General features: G+C 50.0%; 13 protein-coding genes and 2 pseudogenes. 8 read left to right on the top strand and 7 right to left on the bottom strand.

Annotated elements, in window-relative coordinates:
• Position 1 precedes the first annotated feature (1 nt).
• The 3 genes and pseudogenes from dapF to lptM all read right to left on the bottom strand — a co-directional run bounded on the left by dapF (position 2) and on the right by lptM (position 2361).
• The gene (dapF, locus tag BST96_RS08425; protein WP_085758279.1) at positions 2-835 is read right to left on the bottom strand and encodes a diaminopimelate epimerase; all 834 of its coding nucleotides are present in this window, start codon (positions 833-835) and stop codon (positions 2-4) included.
• 11 nt (positions 836-846) lie between these two features.
• Positions 847-2102, bottom strand: a pseudogene (lysA, locus tag BST96_RS08430) (diaminopimelate decarboxylase).
• Between the two features lie 34 nt (positions 2103-2136).
• Positions 2137-2361 (bottom strand): LPS translocon maturation chaperone LptM, encoded by a 225-nt coding sequence (gene lptM / locus BST96_RS08435; protein WP_085758280.1) that lies wholly within the window; start codon positions 2359-2361, stop codon positions 2137-2139.
• A gap of 134 nt (positions 2362-2495) precedes the next feature.
• Here lptM and BST96_RS08440 point away from each other — a divergent pair, with 134 nt between their 5' ends.
• A complete protein-coding gene (locus BST96_RS08440; RefSeq protein ID WP_169713955.1) occupies positions 2496-3494 on the top strand; it encodes a DUF3187 family protein in 999 nt (332 codons plus the stop codon).
• A 4-nt stretch (positions 3495-3498) separates the two neighbouring features.
• Here BST96_RS08440 and BST96_RS08445 read toward each other — a convergent pair whose 3' ends face one another.
• Together BST96_RS08445 and argH are read right to left on the bottom strand one after the other, a co-directional pair.
• Positions 3499-6396: a class I adenylate cyclase gene (locus BST96_RS08445; protein WP_085758282.1), complete on the bottom strand. Its 2898-nt coding sequence runs from the start codon at positions 6394-6396 to the stop codon at positions 3499-3501.
• Positions 6397-6665: 269 nt separating this feature from the next.
• Positions 6666-8063, bottom strand: coding sequence for an argininosuccinate lyase (gene argH, locus BST96_RS08450; protein WP_085758283.1), 1398 nt, complete (start codon positions 8061-8063; stop codon positions 6666-6668).
• Between the two features lie 203 nt (positions 8064-8266).
• Here argH and BST96_RS08455 point away from each other — a divergent pair, with 203 nt between their 5' ends.
• The 6 genes and pseudogenes from BST96_RS08455 (at position 8267) to BST96_RS08480 (ending at position 14351) form a co-directional block, all read left to right on the top strand.
• Positions 8267-9346 (top strand): sensor histidine kinase, encoded by a 1080-nt coding sequence (locus tag BST96_RS08455; RefSeq protein WP_085758284.1) that lies wholly within the window; start codon positions 8267-8269, stop codon positions 9344-9346.
• On the top strand, positions 9343-10101 hold the full coding sequence (locus tag BST96_RS08460; RefSeq protein WP_085758285.1) for a LytR/AlgR family response regulator transcription factor: 759 nt from the start codon (positions 9343-9345) through the stop codon (positions 10099-10101). Before BST96_RS08455 ends, BST96_RS08460 begins: the two co-directional genes overlap by 4 nt.
• Positions 10102-10185: 84 nt before the next feature.
• Positions 10186-11123, top strand: a pseudogene (gene hemC / locus BST96_RS08465) (hydroxymethylbilane synthase).
• Entirely contained in the window at positions 11124-11894 is a 771-nt protein-coding gene (locus BST96_RS08470; RefSeq protein WP_085758286.1) for a uroporphyrinogen-III synthase, read from the top strand.
• A gap of 97 nt (positions 11895-11991) precedes the next feature.
• Positions 11992-13128, top strand: a complete 1137-nt coding sequence (locus tag BST96_RS08475) for a uroporphyrinogen-III C-methyltransferase (protein ID WP_085758287.1) — start codon at positions 11992-11994, stop codon at positions 13126-13128.
• The gene (locus BST96_RS08480; RefSeq protein ID WP_085758288.1) at positions 13128-14351 is read left to right on the top strand and encodes a heme biosynthesis protein HemY; all 1224 of its coding nucleotides are present in this window, start codon (positions 13128-13130) and stop codon (positions 14349-14351) included. Before BST96_RS08475 ends, BST96_RS08480 begins: the two co-directional genes overlap by 1 nt.
• 12 nt (positions 14352-14363) lie before the next feature.
• On the opposite strand, the gene BST96_RS08485 is transcribed toward BST96_RS08480, so the two are convergent.
• A complete protein-coding gene (locus BST96_RS08485; RefSeq protein ID WP_085758289.1) occupies positions 14364-15128 on the bottom strand; it encodes an alpha/beta hydrolase in 765 nt (254 codons plus the stop codon).
• A 161-nt stretch (positions 15129-15289) separates the two neighbouring features.
• Between BST96_RS08485 and BST96_RS08490 the strand changes: the two genes are divergently transcribed.
• Entirely contained in the window at positions 15290-15763 is a 474-nt protein-coding gene (locus BST96_RS08490; RefSeq protein WP_085758290.1) for a hypothetical protein, read from the top strand.
• Between the two features lie 58 nt (positions 15764-15821).
• Here the strand turns inward: BST96_RS08490 and BST96_RS08495 are convergent, their stop codons facing one another.
• On the bottom strand, positions 15822-17189 hold the full coding sequence (locus BST96_RS08495) for an aminoacyl-tRNA deacylase and HDOD domain-containing protein (RefSeq protein WP_085760499.1): 1368 nt from the start codon (positions 17187-17189) through the stop codon (positions 15822-15824).
• Between the last annotated feature and the right edge of the window lie 179 nt (positions 17190-17368).

Consider the following 17368-nt stretch of genomic DNA (forward strand, 5'->3'; position numbering starts at 1 on the left):
TTTAAATCTGTATTTGGCCTTCAAACACATTGGCAGCAGGCCCTGTCATCATAACGGGATGACCTTCGCCATGCCACTCAATTGTCAGGTCGCCGCCGCGTAAATGGGCGGTGACTCGCTGGTCCAGCAGACCGCGCTGTATACCGGATACCACCGCTGCACAGGCACCGCTGCCGCAGGCCAGAGTTTCTCCTGCCGCCCGTTCAAAGACGCGCAGCTTAATTTCGTTGCGGCTAACGATTTGCATAAATCCGGCGTTAACCCGTTGGGGGAATTGGCTATGGGACTCAATCGCAGGCCCCAGTGTTGCTACATCCGCCGTCTCTACATTGTCGACCAGCATCACCGCATGGGGGTTGCCCATAGAGACTGCCCCGATTTCACAGTGCTGGCCGTTTACCTCAATAGTATAGACGTTAGCCTGCACTTCTTCCGTGGTAAAAGGCACTTCGGCAGCCGTCAGGACGGGTTCGCCCATATTGACCTCTACCTGACGGTCTTCTTTGACCCGGAGCTCTATAATTCCACCAGCAGTTTCTACTCGAATGGTGTTCTTGCCAGTGAGTTTTTTATCCCGCACAAATTTGGCAAAGCAACGCGCACCATTGCCACATTGTTCTACTTCACCGCCATCGCCATTATAAATGCGGTAGCGGAAATCGACATCGGGCTGGCGTGGGGTTTCAACGACTAACAGTTGGTCACAGCCGATACCAAAACGCCGGTCGGCAAGCAGGCGCACATGCTTCTCCTGCAGATTAAACCGCTGGGAGATCAGGTCGATCACGACAAAATCATTGCCTAGACCGTGCATTTTGGTAAAACGTAACAGCATAGTGTGTCCGGTTATTCGCTATCAGGTAGTAGTGCTTCGCCTTGCATCAGGCTGGCGATCGTTTCCCGTGCCCGTATTTGATAGGCCTGATCACCATCCACCATGATTTCTGCGGCGCGCCCACGGCTATTGTAGTTGGAACTCATGGTAAAGCCATAGGCCCCTGAAGACGCGACCGATAATAAATCGCCCGCTTCAAGGATTAATTCCCGGTCTTTACCCAAAAAGTCGCCGGTTTCGCAGACCGGGCCTACTAAATCCCAGCTTTTGGTCTCGCCTTCGGTGCGGGGTGTTACTGCCTCAATATTCAGCCAGGCCTTATACAGGGCAGGGCGAATCATATCGTTCATGGCGGCATCGATAATGGCGAAGTTTTTATGCGGGTTTGGCTTTAAGTATTCTACTTTGGTTAGCAAAACACCGGCATTGGCGCTAATGGAACGGCCGGGCTCAAACGCCAGGGTTATCTCTCGGTCGCCCAAACGTTCTAACACTTTGGCTACATACTCAGAGGGTGCGGGGGCTGTTCGTCTCTATAGCGCACACCCAGACCGCCACCCAGGTCCAGATGGCTAATGCTAATACCATCACTGGCCAGTTGGTCGACCAGTGCCAGTACCCGGTCAAGGGCATCCAGAAACGGAGTGACCTCGGTCAGTTGTGAGCCAATATGGCAATCTACACCGATAATGTCGATATTGGGCAGTTCTGCGGCGCGCTGGTAAACCGAAGGAGCCTGCTCAATATCCACACCGAACTTATTCTCTTTTAAACCGGTGGAAATATAGGGGTGGGTTTTGGCATCGACATCGGGGTTAACCCGCAGTGAGATACGGGCTGTTTTTCCCATCTCGGCGGCAACGGTCTGCAACACCTCCAGCTCCGCTGAAGATTCAAGATTAAAGCAGTGAATACCCACCTCTAAGGCACGGCGCATTTCGGCGGGGGTTTTAGCCACGCCAGAGAACACCACCTTGGTGGGGTCGCCGCCAGCAGCCAGTACGCGCTCTAATTCACCTTGAGAGACAATATCAAAGCCGGCACCAAGTTTGGCCAGTACATTTAATACCGCAATATTGGAGTTGGCTTTTACCGCATAGCAGATCAGATGGTCGCGACCTGCCAGTGCGCTCTGGTAAGACAGAAACTGCTGCTCAAAATAGGCTCTGGAGTACACATAGGTGGGTGTACCAAAGCGTTCGGCAATTTGGGCTAAAGGAACATTTTCGGCATATAGTTCGCCGTTGCGATACTCAAAAGCATCCATTGTTTTCACCTGTATAAAAAGTCTTGAATGAGGGTTAGTCTAGGCTATCGGTGGGCTCAGAGGCCTTGGGTTTGTCTTTTTCGTCCGAGGTCTGTGCGCTGGCGGTCTCACTGGAGACATCCCCAGAAGTGGCACTGGGGTCTTGCGGAAGATACAGCGGGCCCTTCTGGCCGCAGGCGGTCAGAATAAGCAGGCTGCTGACTAAGGCAGTGATGGAAAGTGCGGCCCGGATAAGAGCGGCAACTTCTGTCGTGGTCATGATCTGTTTCCCAATCGTTAATGTCGGCGATTATACCGGCAGAAAGGCTGAACCCCAACGTTAATTTGTTATACTCGCAGACACAGCGGTCAACCATAGCGCTACACAATAAAAAATGTTCGGAGCCCCAAGGAATGATGAGTAAAAGCCCCCGTTATTTAAGCCTGCTAATGCTTGCAGCCACGGCCATCGGTGCTCAGGCAGAGGCGATTGATGACCCCTATGTCATCACCAACCGCAGCCCTTTTGTGCAGATTTATGGTTTGCCAGCAGCACAGAGTGCGCAGCTAGCCGCAGCGGGCTCCAGCAGCGCTGGTTTGCAGTTGGATATCAGCAATAACTTTACTGAAGACAACAAAGGCCGCGAAGCCATTTTTATTGATGGTGAAACTCACCGGGCCAATATCCAGTTTCGCTATGGTTTCAGTGAAGTCCTGGAGCTGGGTATTGATGTGCCTTATCTGAGCCATGATAGCGGTAGTCTGGATAGTGTGATTGAAGATTGGCATGATTTTTTTGGTTTTCCCGACGGTGGCCGTCCCGACTTTCCCCGTGATCAACTTCAGTTTAGTTATGCCCGCGATGGCCAGGTGCTAAGCAGTGTCACCAGCTCGAATGATGGTATCGGTGATGTCAGTGTCAGTATGGCGTACCAGTTATCTCAATCTGACACCCGGCAGTGGGCCCTGCGCAGCGCGGTTAAATTGCCCACCGGCGATGCTGATGATTTGCATGGCTCGGAATCGACCGATCTATCTCTGGGCTTCAATGTCAGTGATCAGGGCTTGCTGCAAAATTATAATATCGCTTTACATGCCAGTGCTGGCGCCATGTGGATGGATGGCGGAGAAGTATTGGAAGAGTTACAGGAAGATTTTGTGCTTTATGGCTCTTCAACATTGAGTTGGCAGGCGACATCATCGATCAGTTTAAAAATACAGTTAGATGCCCATACCGCTTTTTACGACAGCGCACTAACCGAGTTGGGTGATGACTCTGCCCAATTAATTTTAGGTGGTGCTATTCGTTTGGGCCAAAGCTGGGTATTGGATTTAGCGGTCAGTGAAGATATTGCGGTCGATACTGCCCCGGATGTGGTTTTCCATATCGGTATTAAAGCCGTTGCATGGTAACGCTCTAAAGATTTTGCAAGGCGCTATTTAATTCTCGTTCCAGTCGGCGCTTGTGTTGTAAAAAATAAACGGTTTGATGGTTTTTGCCAGACGCTTCATCGCCACAGCGGCTAAGGTCCAGATCGGTGATATAGCAGGGGTAGCGCTCGTGGGAATTGCGGCGGCCCAGAATAAATCGGGCGGCGGTATTAAATAAATCTTTGCCCAATTCCAGTTCGGTAAATTCCTGTTGGTCGCAGTAAATATTAAATAATAAGCGGCCATTAAAATCTTTATCGCCAATTGCCTGTACGTTAAAGAAATTCCCCCCGGATATTTCATTGACTAAATGCCGGCGGGTTAGCTGTACGGCGTTAGCCGCTTCAATAATTTGATAATACTCCAGCTCAAAATGGCTCAGGTCAAAGTTTGCAAAATTAAAGCCATCATTTCCCGTGCCCTGGCTTTCGCTGCTGCGCCGGAATAAGGTGGACTGAATAAATTGGTCCAGTGGTGAGAGCAAACTGTGCTCGTCACGAAACGGTGCGGTAAAGCAGTGCAGGGAGCCCCGTTCATCCATCACATAAATATCGGCAACGGTATCGCGCTGTTGGTAAAACACCTGGATTTGTTCGGGCTGTGCTTGCTGGATAATTGCTTCCAGTACCGAGTGATTTAAACAGTAGCGGTCAAGAACAATAGGGCTATATTGCGCCTGTAGTTTGCCGAGATGGCTGAGCAGGTTGGCATAACCGCCAACACGTTCAATAACCGGGCGGTTATCGATAAACTGCAAGACGTAATACTCTTTTTGAATTTCCAGTATATACCGTGTGTTCGCGGGTCTTGTGCCACTGTAATAACAGGCGGCAATATCACGAAACAGTTCTTCTACCCGCATAGTAATTGCGTTAGAGCGGGTGGGGCAGAAACAGCGAATATCCAGTTTGGGCAAGGTGCCGTTATTGCCCGGTGGCAGCATTAATAAATAATCTTTTAAGCAACGGATTAACGCCAGATCGCCATCATAACGACGGGTGCTGACTTCGCCCCAGCTATTCACCAGTATTTGCTCAACATTCAGTACCAGATTTTCTCGCAGGGCACTGTAGCCCAGACTATCGGTTTGTGAACTTAAGCGCTCAATACCCTGGGTGCGAAAATGGCCTAACGGGTCTACGCCGACGTTAATAAAGAGTTTAATTTGTGTGGGTCGCATCGCCTGGCCAAAGCGGTCGTGTTTTTCTTCACCCTCATCATCATATTGCTTGGCAACCGGTAGTTTTTGTCGCAGGCTGCGAATCATACTGTGTAATTCATATTCGGTGACGCCATGTTCACCTTCAATAATATTGACGCGGGTTGAATGGTCTAACAGGCTGTTAAAGTGGCACCATGCTAGCAGTGTGGTTAAGTCATCAGCGCGCTTAATGGGTTTGTCCCTGACGATATCGCGAGGGATCATTTCTTCTGCGCTTAATGCCCAGGCGGTTTTTTCTTCACCGTATTCAACGGTGGTGGTTTGATAGAAGGTCAGGGTGTCTTCTACTAAACTTTTGGCAATGCCGGGGTTAATCCATTCAATCTTTCCGGCCTTGCGTTCAAAGGCGGCATAGAGTTTTCGCCCCAGTACGGTCATTTCCTGAGAGTTAATCATCGCGGAAGCACGGGTGCGGCGGGCAAATTCCAAAACAAAGCGGTAGCTATTGGTCAGCTCGCGCACCAGTTGTTTTTGCTCTGCCATAACCCGGGCGACTTTCCACTGGTTGCGGGCATCCAAATTAAATAATTGTTCTTTCGGCCAGCGCCATTGGGCCACCAGTTTTTCCATCAGTTGCCGCTGCCAGGATTTAGAGCTGGTACGGCTGGGGCGTGACAGCGGTTTGCCGACCTTAAAATAAAAACAGCGACGCACCAGCTCCAGTCTTTTTAATTCATTGCGCTCGAGTAAATAGTGTTCCAGTTTTCGATAGACGACCACATAAGGGTCTAACTCATCGATATCCAGTTGATCGTTATAGATCGCCCGTTTAAAGCTGGTGCTTAAGGGTTCTACATCCGGGTACTCGGCGGCATAGACTTCAGTCAGCAGTATTTTTAAAACCGACTTATAGGGTGAGTCGATCGCTTTATACAGTTGCCAGACACCGGCGCCGACAAATTCACCGGCGGGGATATGGCCCACACCACCAAAGTCCAGGGTTTCATCCTGACGCACAAAGCGTTTTTTACGCAGGGTATTGGCGTAGTGGTCGTAGTGTTGTTCTTCTTCCGGTGGAATTAACCACCAAATCGGTATGCGCCCGGCAATCAATAAGCCGGTGCGGTAAAACTCATCCAATAATAAATAGTGTTGGCTGCTGCCGCAGTCTTCGGTGGACAGTGACTCCCGCTCACCCAGGCGAAACTTTTCATCTTCCATTAAAAAGAAGTGGGCTTCTAAACCAATCGTCATTGCCCAGCGGCTAATATCATCGCACTTTTGCCGCAGTAGCATGGTTTCTTCATCGTTGATCGGGGGGTGGCAGAGCCAGATATCCAGATCAGAGCTTTCAGATTGTGCCACCGTGCCGCAGGAGCCCATCAGGAATATACCGTTAATCTGCCGCTTCATGGTGGGCTGGCGGCGGTAGGTAAAGCTGCGGCAAAGGCGCTGTGTTTTTTGCACATCCCGCTTGCTGGGGTTATAGCCTGCCAGCCCTGCGGGGGTCTGGTGAGAGACATAGCCCGGCAGCATCGGGTGATTGACGTGAAACATCATCGGCAGTAATTCCAGGAATATCTGCTGACGAGCACCCAGCGCAGACTTGGTCCGGGCCAAACGGGCATTATTGACCTGGAGAAAGCGTTGCTTGATGGTTTTTAAGGTCTTGCGATCGACACCCTGGTCAATCGAAGAGTGGGTTATTTCTAGGGACGACATGGGTCACAGTATAGGCTGCATTGCGGGTTTCTGTGATGTTTATCGGCCGCTAATAGCTTCGCTAAAGCACAAATAGAGAGCACTCTCACATTTCCGCCTTAAGCATCGCCCAATCGAAGCCACAACACCATCGTAGGGTGGATTATAATCCACCATCCCCCACCAGATAAAAGGCACCGTGAACCCTGCCCTTCATCAGCAGTAGCGAGATGTAGTGTTGTTAATGTCAGGAGACTGGGAGGTGGATTATAACCGATCCTGCGAGTTAGTTAGCGCTGACTTAGGCGCTGAGCTGCGCGTTTGGAGGCTTCGATAACCTGTTTAGGAGCTGTTCCGCCAATATGATCACGGGCAGACACAGAGCCTTCCAGTGTCAGTACATCAAATACATCGGCAGTAATCGTATCGCTAAACTGCTGTAATTCTTCCAATGTCATCTCGGAGAGGTCTTTCTCCTGTTCAACACCATAGGCCACGGATTTACCCACAATTTCATGGGCATCACGGAAAGCCACCCCTTTGCGAACCAGATAATCCGCCAGGTCCGTAGCGGTGGAGAAACCACGGCGAGCCGCTTCTTCCATCACATCTTTCTTAGGTTTAATGGCAGGCACCATATCGGCATAGGCTTTGAGGCAGTCCTTCAGTGTGTCGATCGTATCGAACAGCGGCTCTTTATCTTCCTGATTGTCTTTGTTGTAGGCCAGTGGCTGGGACTTCATCAAGGTCAGCAGGGAGATTAAGTGACCATTAACACGGCCAACTTTGCCGCGAACTAATTCGGGCACATCCGGGTTTTTCTTCTGCGGCATAATTGAGGAGCCAGTACAAAAGCGGTCTGGTAACTCGATAAAGTTAAATTGGGCAGAGGTCCAAAGCACCAGCTCTTCACTAAAGCGTGATAAGTGAGTCATTACCAGGCTGGCAAAGGCGGTAAATTCGATCGCAAAGTCACGGTCACTGACTGAGTCCAGCGAGTTTTCAGTCGGCGCATCAAAGCCTAATAGCTCAGCGGTCATGGCTCTATCGATGGGGTAGGTGGTACCGGCCAGAGCCGCAGCACCCAGCGGGCTTTGATTCATCCGGGCACGGCAATCCATTAAACGGCTGTAATCGCGCTCCAGCATTTCATTCCAGGCCAATAGGTGATGACCAAAGGTCACTGGCTGGGCGGTTTGCAGATGGGTAAAGCCGGGCATAATAGTATGGGCTTCGTTACCCGCTAGAGTGGTTAGGCCTTGTTGTAAGCGGGTCAGTTCTTTAGCAATGCTATCTATTTCATCACGTAAATACAGGCGAATATCGGTAGCCACCTGGTCATTACGAGAGCGGCCAGTATGCAGCTTCTTACCGGTAATACCGATCTTATCGGTTAACCTGGCTTCAATATTCATATGCACATCTTCCAGTGTCACTGACCACTGAAATTCACCGGCTTCCACTTCGCTGCGGATAGCTTCCAGCCCGGTTTGAATCTGCTGGTATTCATCTTCGGTGAGTACGCCCACCTTGGTCAGCATCTGGGCATGGGCCAGCGAGCCATTAATATCGTGATGGTACATACGCTGATCAAATTCAACGGAGGCAGTAAAACGCTCAACAAAGGCATCCGTAGGTTCTGAAAAACGTCCGCCCCAAGGCTTAATGGCTGGTTCTTTATCGGTCATGGAGAAAATCACTATCTGGTGGTTGGCTATGGCGCCGGATTATAACAGAAGAGTCAGCAGCCGGTTAGCTATGGCTTTTTCGGTGGCCAATCGTGAGAAAATAAGGAAGCGCTTCAAATATAATGACTTTAGTCTTCCCCTGTGAGGGTTGCTTTAGCCGTCCTCTGCTATAGTTTGAGCACACAAGCCAGTTCTTTAACGCTATGAATAACAACGATAAAACCACCGCCGATCAAGAATTCTTTATTCCTGATTTGTGCAATGTCCAGGCCGTGCTGTTTTTGGTGCTGGTGGCGGAGCTATTGGCCTTTGTACTGGAGCTGGCGGATGGCAGTTTGCAAAGTTTTTCCTGGCAGTCGTTTTCGTTAACCTCCCTCTTTGTACTGTGGTCGTTTTTACTCAGTGCCGCCCTGTTATGCCAAATCCGCCCCAGACTGACTGACTGGCCATTGGCAAAAGCAGCCAGTGCTTGTTATTTATTGATATTAGCGGTGGTGGCCTCCACCAGTATTATGGGGCAGTGGATGTTGCAGGGCGCTCTGGCCGGGGCCGGTGATTGGTCAATCGATGGTTGGCAGCTAACCACGGATATCTTGATCTGTGGGGTACTGGCAGGGATTATCCTGCGCTATTTTTACCTGACCCAGCAGTTGCGGCTTAATCAGCGGGCGGAGTTACAGGCCCGCATTCAAGCGCTGCAATCGCGGATACGCCCGCATTTTCTGTTTAATAGTATGAATATTATCGCCAGCTTGATTGCCGTAGACCAAGAGGCGGCGGAGACTGCGGTTGAGGACTTGGCCGGGTTATTTCGCGCCAGTTTGGCGGAGGCGCAAACCGAGGTAACGCTGGCGGACGAATTAGAATTGTGCCGGCGCTATGCCCGTATTGAACAATTACGTCTGGGTGATCGTTTAAACATGGATTGGCAGTTGGACGATGCGCCCCATAGTCTGCCCATCCCCAGCCTGACATTGCAGCCATTATTGGAAAACGCGATTTATCACGGTATCCAACAGTTACCCAAAGGCGGTGTTGTCACCATCAATGCCGCCTTAAGCGAAGATATAGTAACCCTATCGGTCATAAATCCGGTGATGGAGCATGTGCCCAGTGACGTGGACGGTAATCAATTAGCCCAGGACAATATCCACCGCCGGTTACAAGCGCTCTATGGCCCCAGAGCCAGTTTGACCACAAAGATGGTTGATGGTGATCACCATGCTGTGATTGTCTACCCGGTGGTGGGCCGGGTTGTAGAGTTGGAAAAGGATAGCGCATGAAGGTATTAATCGTTGATGATGAGCCTTTGGCCCGTATGCGTCTGGCCCGATTATTGGAGCAGCAGCCAGACTGCGAGGTGATCGCGGAGGCTGAAACAGGAGAGCAGGCCATTGCGGCCTATAATCAACACGGCCCTGATGTGGTGCTGATGGATATCCGCATGCCGGTTATGGATGGCCTTGAAGCCGCCCGCCATCTCACAAAAAGCGATGAGCCCCCCGCCGTTATTTTCTGCACCGCCTATAACGATTATGCCCTTGAAGCCTTTGAAGCCAATGCTGTCGATTACCTGTTAAAACCCGTCAATAGAGAAAAACTGTCGCTGGCACTGGCCAAGGCGCAAAAGCTTAATCGGGTGCAGCTGTCAGCATTGGTTAGCGATAATCAGGCCGATAACCCTGAGCTCAGCACCGAACGCAGCCATATCTCCGCCAAATCCAGTCGCGGTATCGAGCTGATTGCGATTAACGAGGTGCGTTATTTTCTGGCAGACCACAAATATGTCACGGTCTTTTACTGTCAGGACGGTGAATTAAAAGAGGTGCTAATCGATGACCCGCTTAAGGAGCTGGAGCAGACATTAGCTGAGCAGTTTGTCCGTATCCACCGCAATGCACTGGTGGCGGTCGTCCATATCAGAGGACTGGAGAAAACCGAGCAGGGCGCCCTGTTGAAAATTGCGGATGTGGAGCAGGGGCCTCAAGTCAGCCGTCGGCATATGCCAGCGGTGCGTAAGTTGCTGCAAAGGCTATAAAAATCCGCTTAGGCACTTTGTCCTTAAGCCCCAGTCAATTATTATAGGGGCCTCTAACCATTATTATTGAGTGACACCTGTTATATGTCCGAGCAACTGGTCCGTATTGCCACCCGAGAAAGCCCCTTAGCCTTATGGCAGGCCGAGTTTATCAAGGCCGAGCTGGAGGCTGCCCATCCCGGCCTGCAAGTCGAGCTGCTGGGCATGACTACCCGAGGCGATCAAATTCTGGATTCCCCGTTGGCCAAAATCGGTGGCAAAGGCCTGTTTGTGAAAGAATTGGAAACAGCCCTGTTAGATGGGCGCGCCGATATTGCCGTGCACTCGATGAAAGATGTCCCGATGGAATTCCCTCGTGGCCTGGGGCTATCCATTATCTGTGAACGGGAAGACCCCCGTGATGCTTTTGTCTCCAATCACTATAAAAGCCTGAATGAGTTACCGGAAGGTGCCCGTGTGGGTACTTCAAGCCTGCGCCGTCAATGCCAGATTCGCGCCCAGCGTCCAGACCTTAATATTGTCGATTTACGCGGAAACGTTAATACCCGTTTACGCAAATTGGACGAGGGTGAATACGATGCCATTATTCTGGCCAGCGCCGGCCTATTGCGCCTGAATATGGCCGATAGAATTACCGACCGTATTAGCCCTGAAGACAGTTTGCCCGCCGGTGGCCAGGGTGCTGTCGGTGTTGAGGCCAGAAATAATGACGAGCGGATTAAAACATTATTAGCCCCCTGCATCATCAGGCCACGGCCGAGCGAGTTAATGCAGAGCGCGCGTTAAATTTAAGGTTACAGGGTGGTTGCCAGGTGCCCATTGCCTGCTTTGCGATTGAAAACCCCGATAACAAAAAAGAACTATGGCTGCGTGGTTTAGTGGGCAGCCCCGATGGCAAAACCTTATTACGTAGCGATCGCCGCGCCGATCGCAACTCGGCAGAAGCCTTGGGGATTGCCGTGGCAGAAGATTTATTGGCCCAGGGTGCCGCTGAAATTCTGCAAGCGGTTTACCAGCAATAAATGTCATTGCAGCCGCTATCCGTATTAGTAACGCGGCCACAGGGGCAGGCAGCCCCTTTAATGGCTGCGATTGAACACGCTGGTGGTGACGTCTGGCATTATGCCGTGATGGCCATTGCTGAATTAACTACTGACGAGCAGCGCCAACAGTGCAAGCAAACGATAATGGCACTGGATGAATACCAGCATATTATTTTTATCAGTGGCAATGCGGTTCACTTTGGCATGGAGTGGATTAACCACTATTGGCCACAGCTACCGCTAGGCATTAACTGGTATGGTATTGGCAAGAAAACGGTGGCGCAATTAATCGAGCAGGGGGTGCCCTGTGTCGATAGTGGCAGTAGTGGGGCGATGAATAGCGAGGCTCTGTTACAGCATAACAACCTGCAACAACTGGCGCAGCAAAAAGTGCTGATTGTTCGTGGGGTCGGCGGCCGTGATTATTTGGCGGAGCAATTAAGTCAACGCGGTGCAAAAGTTAGCTATGCTGAATGTTATAAGCGGTTATTGCCCGCGCTGCCTAAAGGCGAGCTAACAGCGATGATAGCGCATAACGCGGTTAATACGGTTTGCTTAAACAGCGGTGAAAGCGTCAACAACTTTTACCAGCTACTGGGTGATGATAGGGCGCCATGGCTAGACCAGCTAACTATCGTTGTTCCCGGTGATAGAGTAAGCGCTATCGCCAGTGAGCTTGGCTTTGCGCAAGTAGTAACGGCGGAAAATGCCAGTGACGAGTCAATGCTGGAGGCTTTAAAGCGTCTTTAGTTTTAGCTCTATAAACTGAGTCTTATAAATAGCCCAATAAATCTAGCCCGATAAACCCAGTCCAATAAATATGGACTTATAAATAATGGAATAACGCGTGGATAATCAACCGCCAGACAATAAACAAGAAGGCTCCCCCGTGGTCATCGAGTCAGCTAACACATCACCAAAGCCTGGGGCGCAAAAAACCGGGCCGGGTTTAGCCCTATGGCTACTAACTCTGGTGATTGCGGTAGCCGGTGTTGGTCTGGGTGCTTTCTTATGGCAGGGTGACACAGCGCAACAGCAAAGCTTGCAACAAAGTCAGGCGGATATTGCCGGCGCAATTCAGCGGGTTGATACCCATGCCGATAATGCCAGAAATCTCCAGCGTCAATTCGACCAGCAGCAAGCTGACAGTCGACAGCAGCAACAGCAGTTATTGCAGCGCATTGATAACTTGCAACAACAATTAAGCAGCCAGCAAAAACGTTTACAGTCCTTATCGACAACCGATCGCAATGATTGGTTATTGGCCGAAGCCGAGTATCTAATGCGTCTGGCTAACCAGCGTTTACTAATGGGCAAAGAAGTTAATGGCGCGTTGGCGTTATTACAATCTGCCGATGCCATTATTAAAGAACTGGACGACAGTGCGCTTTATCCCGTGCGACAGGCCTTGGCCAATGATATGGCGGGACTGCGGGCCGCTGTCAATATTGATATAGAAGGGCATTATTTACAGCTGGCGGCGCTGGCGCAACAGGCGGAGCAATTGCAATTAATTAAATTACCCGAGCTGACCATCAGTGCACCGCAAGAGCCCAAGGTAGAAACCTGGCAGCAACGTTTGGCGGTAGGTTTTCAGGCGGCATTGGATAAGCTCAGCAGCTATATTCAAATTAGCCGCCGCGATGAAGTTTATAGACCCCTCCTGGCGCCGGAATATGAAGCGGCGGTGCGGCAGAATGTTCGGCTGATGTTTGAACAAGCTCAAATGGCCAGTTTAGCGGGCAAGCAAAAACTCTATGAAGATAGCTTATCCAAAGCCCACCACTGGTTAACGACTTACTATACGCTGGACAAAGTGTCGACGGATGCTGTGATTGCGCAGCTGGACAGTTTACAGCAACAGCAGATAGAAATACGCTTGCCGGATATATCCAGTTCCCTACGTGCCCTTAAAAACTATATAGAAACCATTCATCAGGTTAAACCCGTGCAGCCAGCAGAGCCTTCTGAGGAGTCAGCTTAATGAAGCGCTTCTTTATTGCCAGTTTAATCGTACTGATTTTATCGGTGGCCCTGGTGGCGGCTATAGAATTAGATCCCGGCTATATTTTAATTAGTTACCATACCTATACCTTGGAAACGAGTGTCTGGGTGGGTATCGGATTATTTGTGTTGTTATTTTCTGTGGTCTATGGCTTTTTTAGTATGCTGCGCCGATTAATTAGCGGCACCGGTGCTTTGGGCGATTGGTTTTCTGGCCGCGGTTATCGCCGCAGTCAGCAGCAAACCACCAAGGGCTTAATTGCCTTTATTGAAGGTAACTGGCAAAGCTCCCGTAGAATTTTAGCCAGAGCGGCGGCTAAGTCTGAAACGCCCTTATTAAACTATTTGGTGGCTGCCCGTGCCAGTCATGCGCTGGATGATAGCCAGCAAGTTAAAGAGTTTTTAAAAAAAGCGGAAGAAAGTACCAGTGGCGCCGGTATTGCCGTTGGCCTTACCCAGGCGGAGTTGCAATTAAGCAGTGGGCGGCTGGAGCAAAGTCTGGCAACCTTAACTCGGGTTCGTCGCAATGCGGGTAAACACCCCCATGTATTATCGCTACTGGCCCAAGCCTATCAGGGTTTAAATGACTGGCAGGAAGTGCTGGTATTATTACCAGAGCTAAAAAAATATAAAGTGCTATCGCCAGAGGCCTTAGACCAGCTGGAAATTACCGCCTGCAAAGAAAGCATTGTAGACGCCGCTAAATCTCGCAGCGATGCCCTGGAGGGCCTGCATCAGTTATGGCAAGGTTTTTCCAATGCGTCAAAAAGCAATAGTGACCTGGTGGCCTGTTATGCCGAAAATATTATGGCCCTGGGCGGTATGCAGGAAGCCGAGAAGCTTATCCGCAACCGGCTAAAAAAAGACTGGAATAAAACGCTGGTCTCTCTCTATGGCAAAGTTGCCAGCGATGATCCCGGCCGGCAATTAATCGTCGCTGAAAACTGGTTAAAAGAGCGTAATAATGATGCGGCGCTATTTTTATGTTTGGGCCGCTTATCGCTGCGCAATTCGCTATGGGGCAAAGCCCGTGAGTATTTTGAGCGCAGTTTGCAGTTTGAAGACAGCGGCGAAGTGTGCGCAGAGATGGGCCGCCTGTTAGCGCATCTGGGTGAGCATGAGCAAAGTAGCGAGTATTTTCATCGCGGTTTATTACTGGCCACCGATGGCTTAGTCGATCTGCCGATGCCTGATAAGCGCTGATAAAAACAGCGCTTAGGGGGTGTGCAAACTCCGCAAAAAAATAACCGACTGTTCAATAATTTGTTGCTGCTGTTGTTGATAGCTTATAGTGGCAGTATTCACCGCTTTAATATCCTCTTGATTAAAATGGCCAAACTGAAAATGGTCGCCCCCTTCTATCGCGATATAATTCACATGTTCTGGCATAAACACTTTGGCGTCGGCAAATTTTTGTGGGCGCTTTGGGTTGTGGTGGCTGGTGCCATACAGTGTGGTGATGGGAAGGGTGAGATGGGTGGCCGGGCTGCCCGAGAAGGTATATGAATCCCACATCATTAAACCATCAATCGCATCGGGGTGTTGTTTTAATAAGAGTAAGGCTGCACCCCCACCAATAGAATGTCCGGCCAATGCCCAGACTTTTATCTGCGGATGGGCGGCTTTAATATCGAGCAGTTCTGTTGGAGCAAGGATCGCCATATTACTGGGCATAGGTGCAATAATGGTGACAAAACCCTGCTCGGAAATCTGCCGCATTATCGGTGCATAGGCTTTGGGGTCAGTTAATGCGCCGGGATATAAAACCAGTGCAGTATCGGCAGTGGTGCTGTGTGGGTAAAAACTAATCCAGGGCGCGTTGTTAACCTGAATGGCCTGGTCGCTAATCAGCGCGGACTGAACCTGGGGGTGGGCCCGAAATTTAAGCGCCCAATCGCCGAATAGATTATTTATCATGGCGAGATAGATAAGCAGGCAGCCCAGAGATAATCCAGTTAGTAGCTTCAGTGCTTTTATCATTATCGTTTATTATTCGCGAATTTTTTAGATCATCAACGATATTCCACGATGATGCAAGAGCCATTTTATGTGTGTTATCTGTGGGCAAATAGTTTATGATGCTTTGGCGCCTCGGGAAGGGGCTCGGCTTTTTTGTTAACAGTACTGTAAAGGACTACATTATGAATTTACCTTGTAAGAAAACCCCATCAGTCTCTACCCATATTCAATGGCTTACCCCAGACAGTTTTCACTATTGGCAGGTACAAGGTATTTGCCTGCACCTTTTTCCACTGGACCAATACCGTCTGCCGATCAATGCCGTTAATGAGAGCCATGAACATATTGCCGCGCTTATCCTGCGCGGCGCAGTGGTGCTCAGTGGTCGCCTGGTCCCCATCCCTTCGGACTGCAATAAGCGCTACTACCATATCTCTCGTTTGGTCGCGGTCAGGTTTTATTCGGAACCGATGCTGCATAGTTTGCTAAGCGCTTTAATTGACCGGGCAAAAGCGCTGGGCGCTCAGGGTTTAATGGTGCATGTAAAAGTGCAGTCAGTGGCTACCTACTTAAAGCTGGGTTTTATCAAAGTGATTGCGGTCTATGATCATATTGAAGAGCAGCCGCTGCAAAAAATGTTTTTATTATTGGAATAGTACCCGCAAAAAAAGGGCCGCATTAGCGGCCCTTTATTATCCGGTAATGAGAGTATGACTAAGCTGCCATATTGGCTGCCATGGTATTGAGTTCGGCCGATGATTCCATCATGGTTGCGATGGCTTCTTCGGCTTTTTCACGGTCTAAATGCAAGCGTTCAAACAGCGTATCTGGAATCGGTGTTGATGGGGCATCACCAATACCGTGCTTGCGTAATAAGCGCATGGCAATAAACATCAGGTTGGCATAAGCACTGTCTTCGCCTTCAAAGTCGGCTTCGTTTTGAAAACGAATGGCCGTATTAACTTCTTCCGGCATGCTCCACATACGCATTAACCAGGCGCCGAGTTGCTCTCGGGTCACGCCGAGTAAGTGACGCTCAATATGGCAGTGATTGGAAAAAGGATTGGCTTCCTGATAGCGGCAAATATTTGAAAAATGCGGAGGAAATACTTCCGCTAAAATTAAATAACCAAAGTTATGCAGTAGCCCGGATAAATAGGCCATACCCATGGTAGGGCGCTCTTTAGGCGGAATAGCTCCCACTAATGCCTCAACGGCGGTAGCCGCATAAACAGCTTGTTCCCAATAGGGGGTAAAACCTTTGGCGTTATCTTTGGGTAAGCTGAGCGTTTTGCCCAAAGCCAGACCCAGAGATAAATTCAATACCAGATCAAAACCCAATACCCGAACAATTGCATCGTGCACAGATTTTATTTTTCCCGGTGCCGCGTAATAGGGTGACGCTGCCCAGCTGACCACTTGTGCCGCCAGGGCCGGATCGGTTTCTACAATATCAGTCAGGTCTTTAATATCGGCATTGGGGTCAACCCGCAGTTTGATAATACGCTGTGCTGTTTCCGGCAGCGGTGGAAACTCCAGCGTCTCTTCCAGTCGCTGTTTCATTCTTAGCTGGGTGAAGTTGGCAACGGCGGAGGTGATTTCATCAATATCATCAATATCATCCAGCGATGCCTGGTGAAGCAGCTCTTCATTTACGGTTATGGCGCCAGCACGGGCACCATTAGTCAGTTGCTTAAAGTGTTCTGTCGATATGCTGACCAGGCTTTGCTCGCTGCCGGTGTCCAGCTTTAACTCACTGCCATTAAGCAGCTCCTGATCGATAATAATATCGTAGCCCAATGCCATGGGTACGGTTGGCAGGCGCTCTAATTTAGCCTTGCTGCAAATGGCTTCTACATCCTCGGGGTTGCAGGCCTTTAATTCGCGTTCGGTCAGGCGGCACAGGGCGTCAACATCAAGAATGCTGCCGGTGCTGTAGATCGCTTGCAATTTTCCTTTGCCATCTTGCAAGAGGGTGGTTCTGGCTTCGCCAATCAGGTTGGCACTAGGGTGTGCCTCCACCACGGCAAATTCAATATCGTGTTTGCTTAAGATTTCTTCAATGACAGCTGGCACTGACATGGCTTGCTCCTTCATACAACTTTCTTTGTGTTACTGATTGCCAGTCCGGTTAAATTTGGCGAATCATGTATTTGAACTGAAATTGTAGCTCAAGCTTCAGTTTTTGCTGGAAATGCGGGCGGGAGTTGGCCTGTGTTGTGTGAGTTTGGTCGCATAAATGCCCTTTGGGCGTTTGTTAG

The organism is Oceanicoccus sagamiensis (assembly GCF_002117105.1).
Classification (GTDB): Bacteria; Pseudomonadota; Gammaproteobacteria; order Pseudomonadales; family Dasaniaceae; genus Oceanicoccus; species Oceanicoccus sagamiensis.

Excerpts from the sequence above, each read along its gene's own strand:
- dapF (WP_085758279.1), bottom strand. The coding sequence starts at position 835 with ATGCTGTTACGTTTTACCAAAATGCACGGTCTAGGCAATGATTTTGTC.
- lptM (WP_085758280.1), bottom strand. The coding sequence starts at position 2,361 with ATGACCACGACAGAAGTTGCCGCTCTTATCCGGGCCGCACTTTCCATC.
- BST96_RS08440 (WP_169713955.1), top strand. The coding sequence starts at position 2,496 with ATGATGAGTAAAAGCCCCCGTTATTTAAGCCTGCTAATGCTTGCAGCC.
- BST96_RS08445 (WP_085758282.1), bottom strand. The coding sequence starts at position 6,396 with ATGTCGTCCCTAGAAATAACCCACTCTTCGATTGACCAGGGTGTCGAT.
- argH (WP_085758283.1), bottom strand. The coding sequence starts at position 8,063 with ATGACCGATAAAGAACCAGCCATTAAGCCTTGGGGCGGACGTTTTTCA.
- BST96_RS08455 (WP_085758284.1), top strand. The coding sequence starts at position 8,267 with ATGAATAACAACGATAAAACCACCGCCGATCAAGAATTCTTTATTCCT.
- BST96_RS08460 (WP_085758285.1), top strand. The coding sequence starts at position 9,343 with ATGAAGGTATTAATCGTTGATGATGAGCCTTTGGCCCGTATGCGTCTG.
- BST96_RS08470 (WP_085758286.1), top strand. The coding sequence starts at position 11,124 with ATGTCATTGCAGCCGCTATCCGTATTAGTAACGCGGCCACAGGGGCAG.
- BST96_RS08480 (WP_085758288.1), top strand. The coding sequence starts at position 13,128 with ATGAAGCGCTTCTTTATTGCCAGTTTAATCGTACTGATTTTATCGGTG.
- BST96_RS08485 (WP_085758289.1), bottom strand. The coding sequence starts at position 15,128 with ATGATAAAAGCACTGAAGCTACTAACTGGATTATCTCTGGGCTGCCTG.
- BST96_RS08490 (WP_085758290.1), top strand. The coding sequence starts at position 15,290 with ATGAATTTACCTTGTAAGAAAACCCCATCAGTCTCTACCCATATTCAA.
- BST96_RS08495 (WP_085760499.1), bottom strand. The coding sequence starts at position 17,189 with ATGTCAGTGCCAGCTGTCATTGAAGAAATCTTAAGCAAACACGATATT.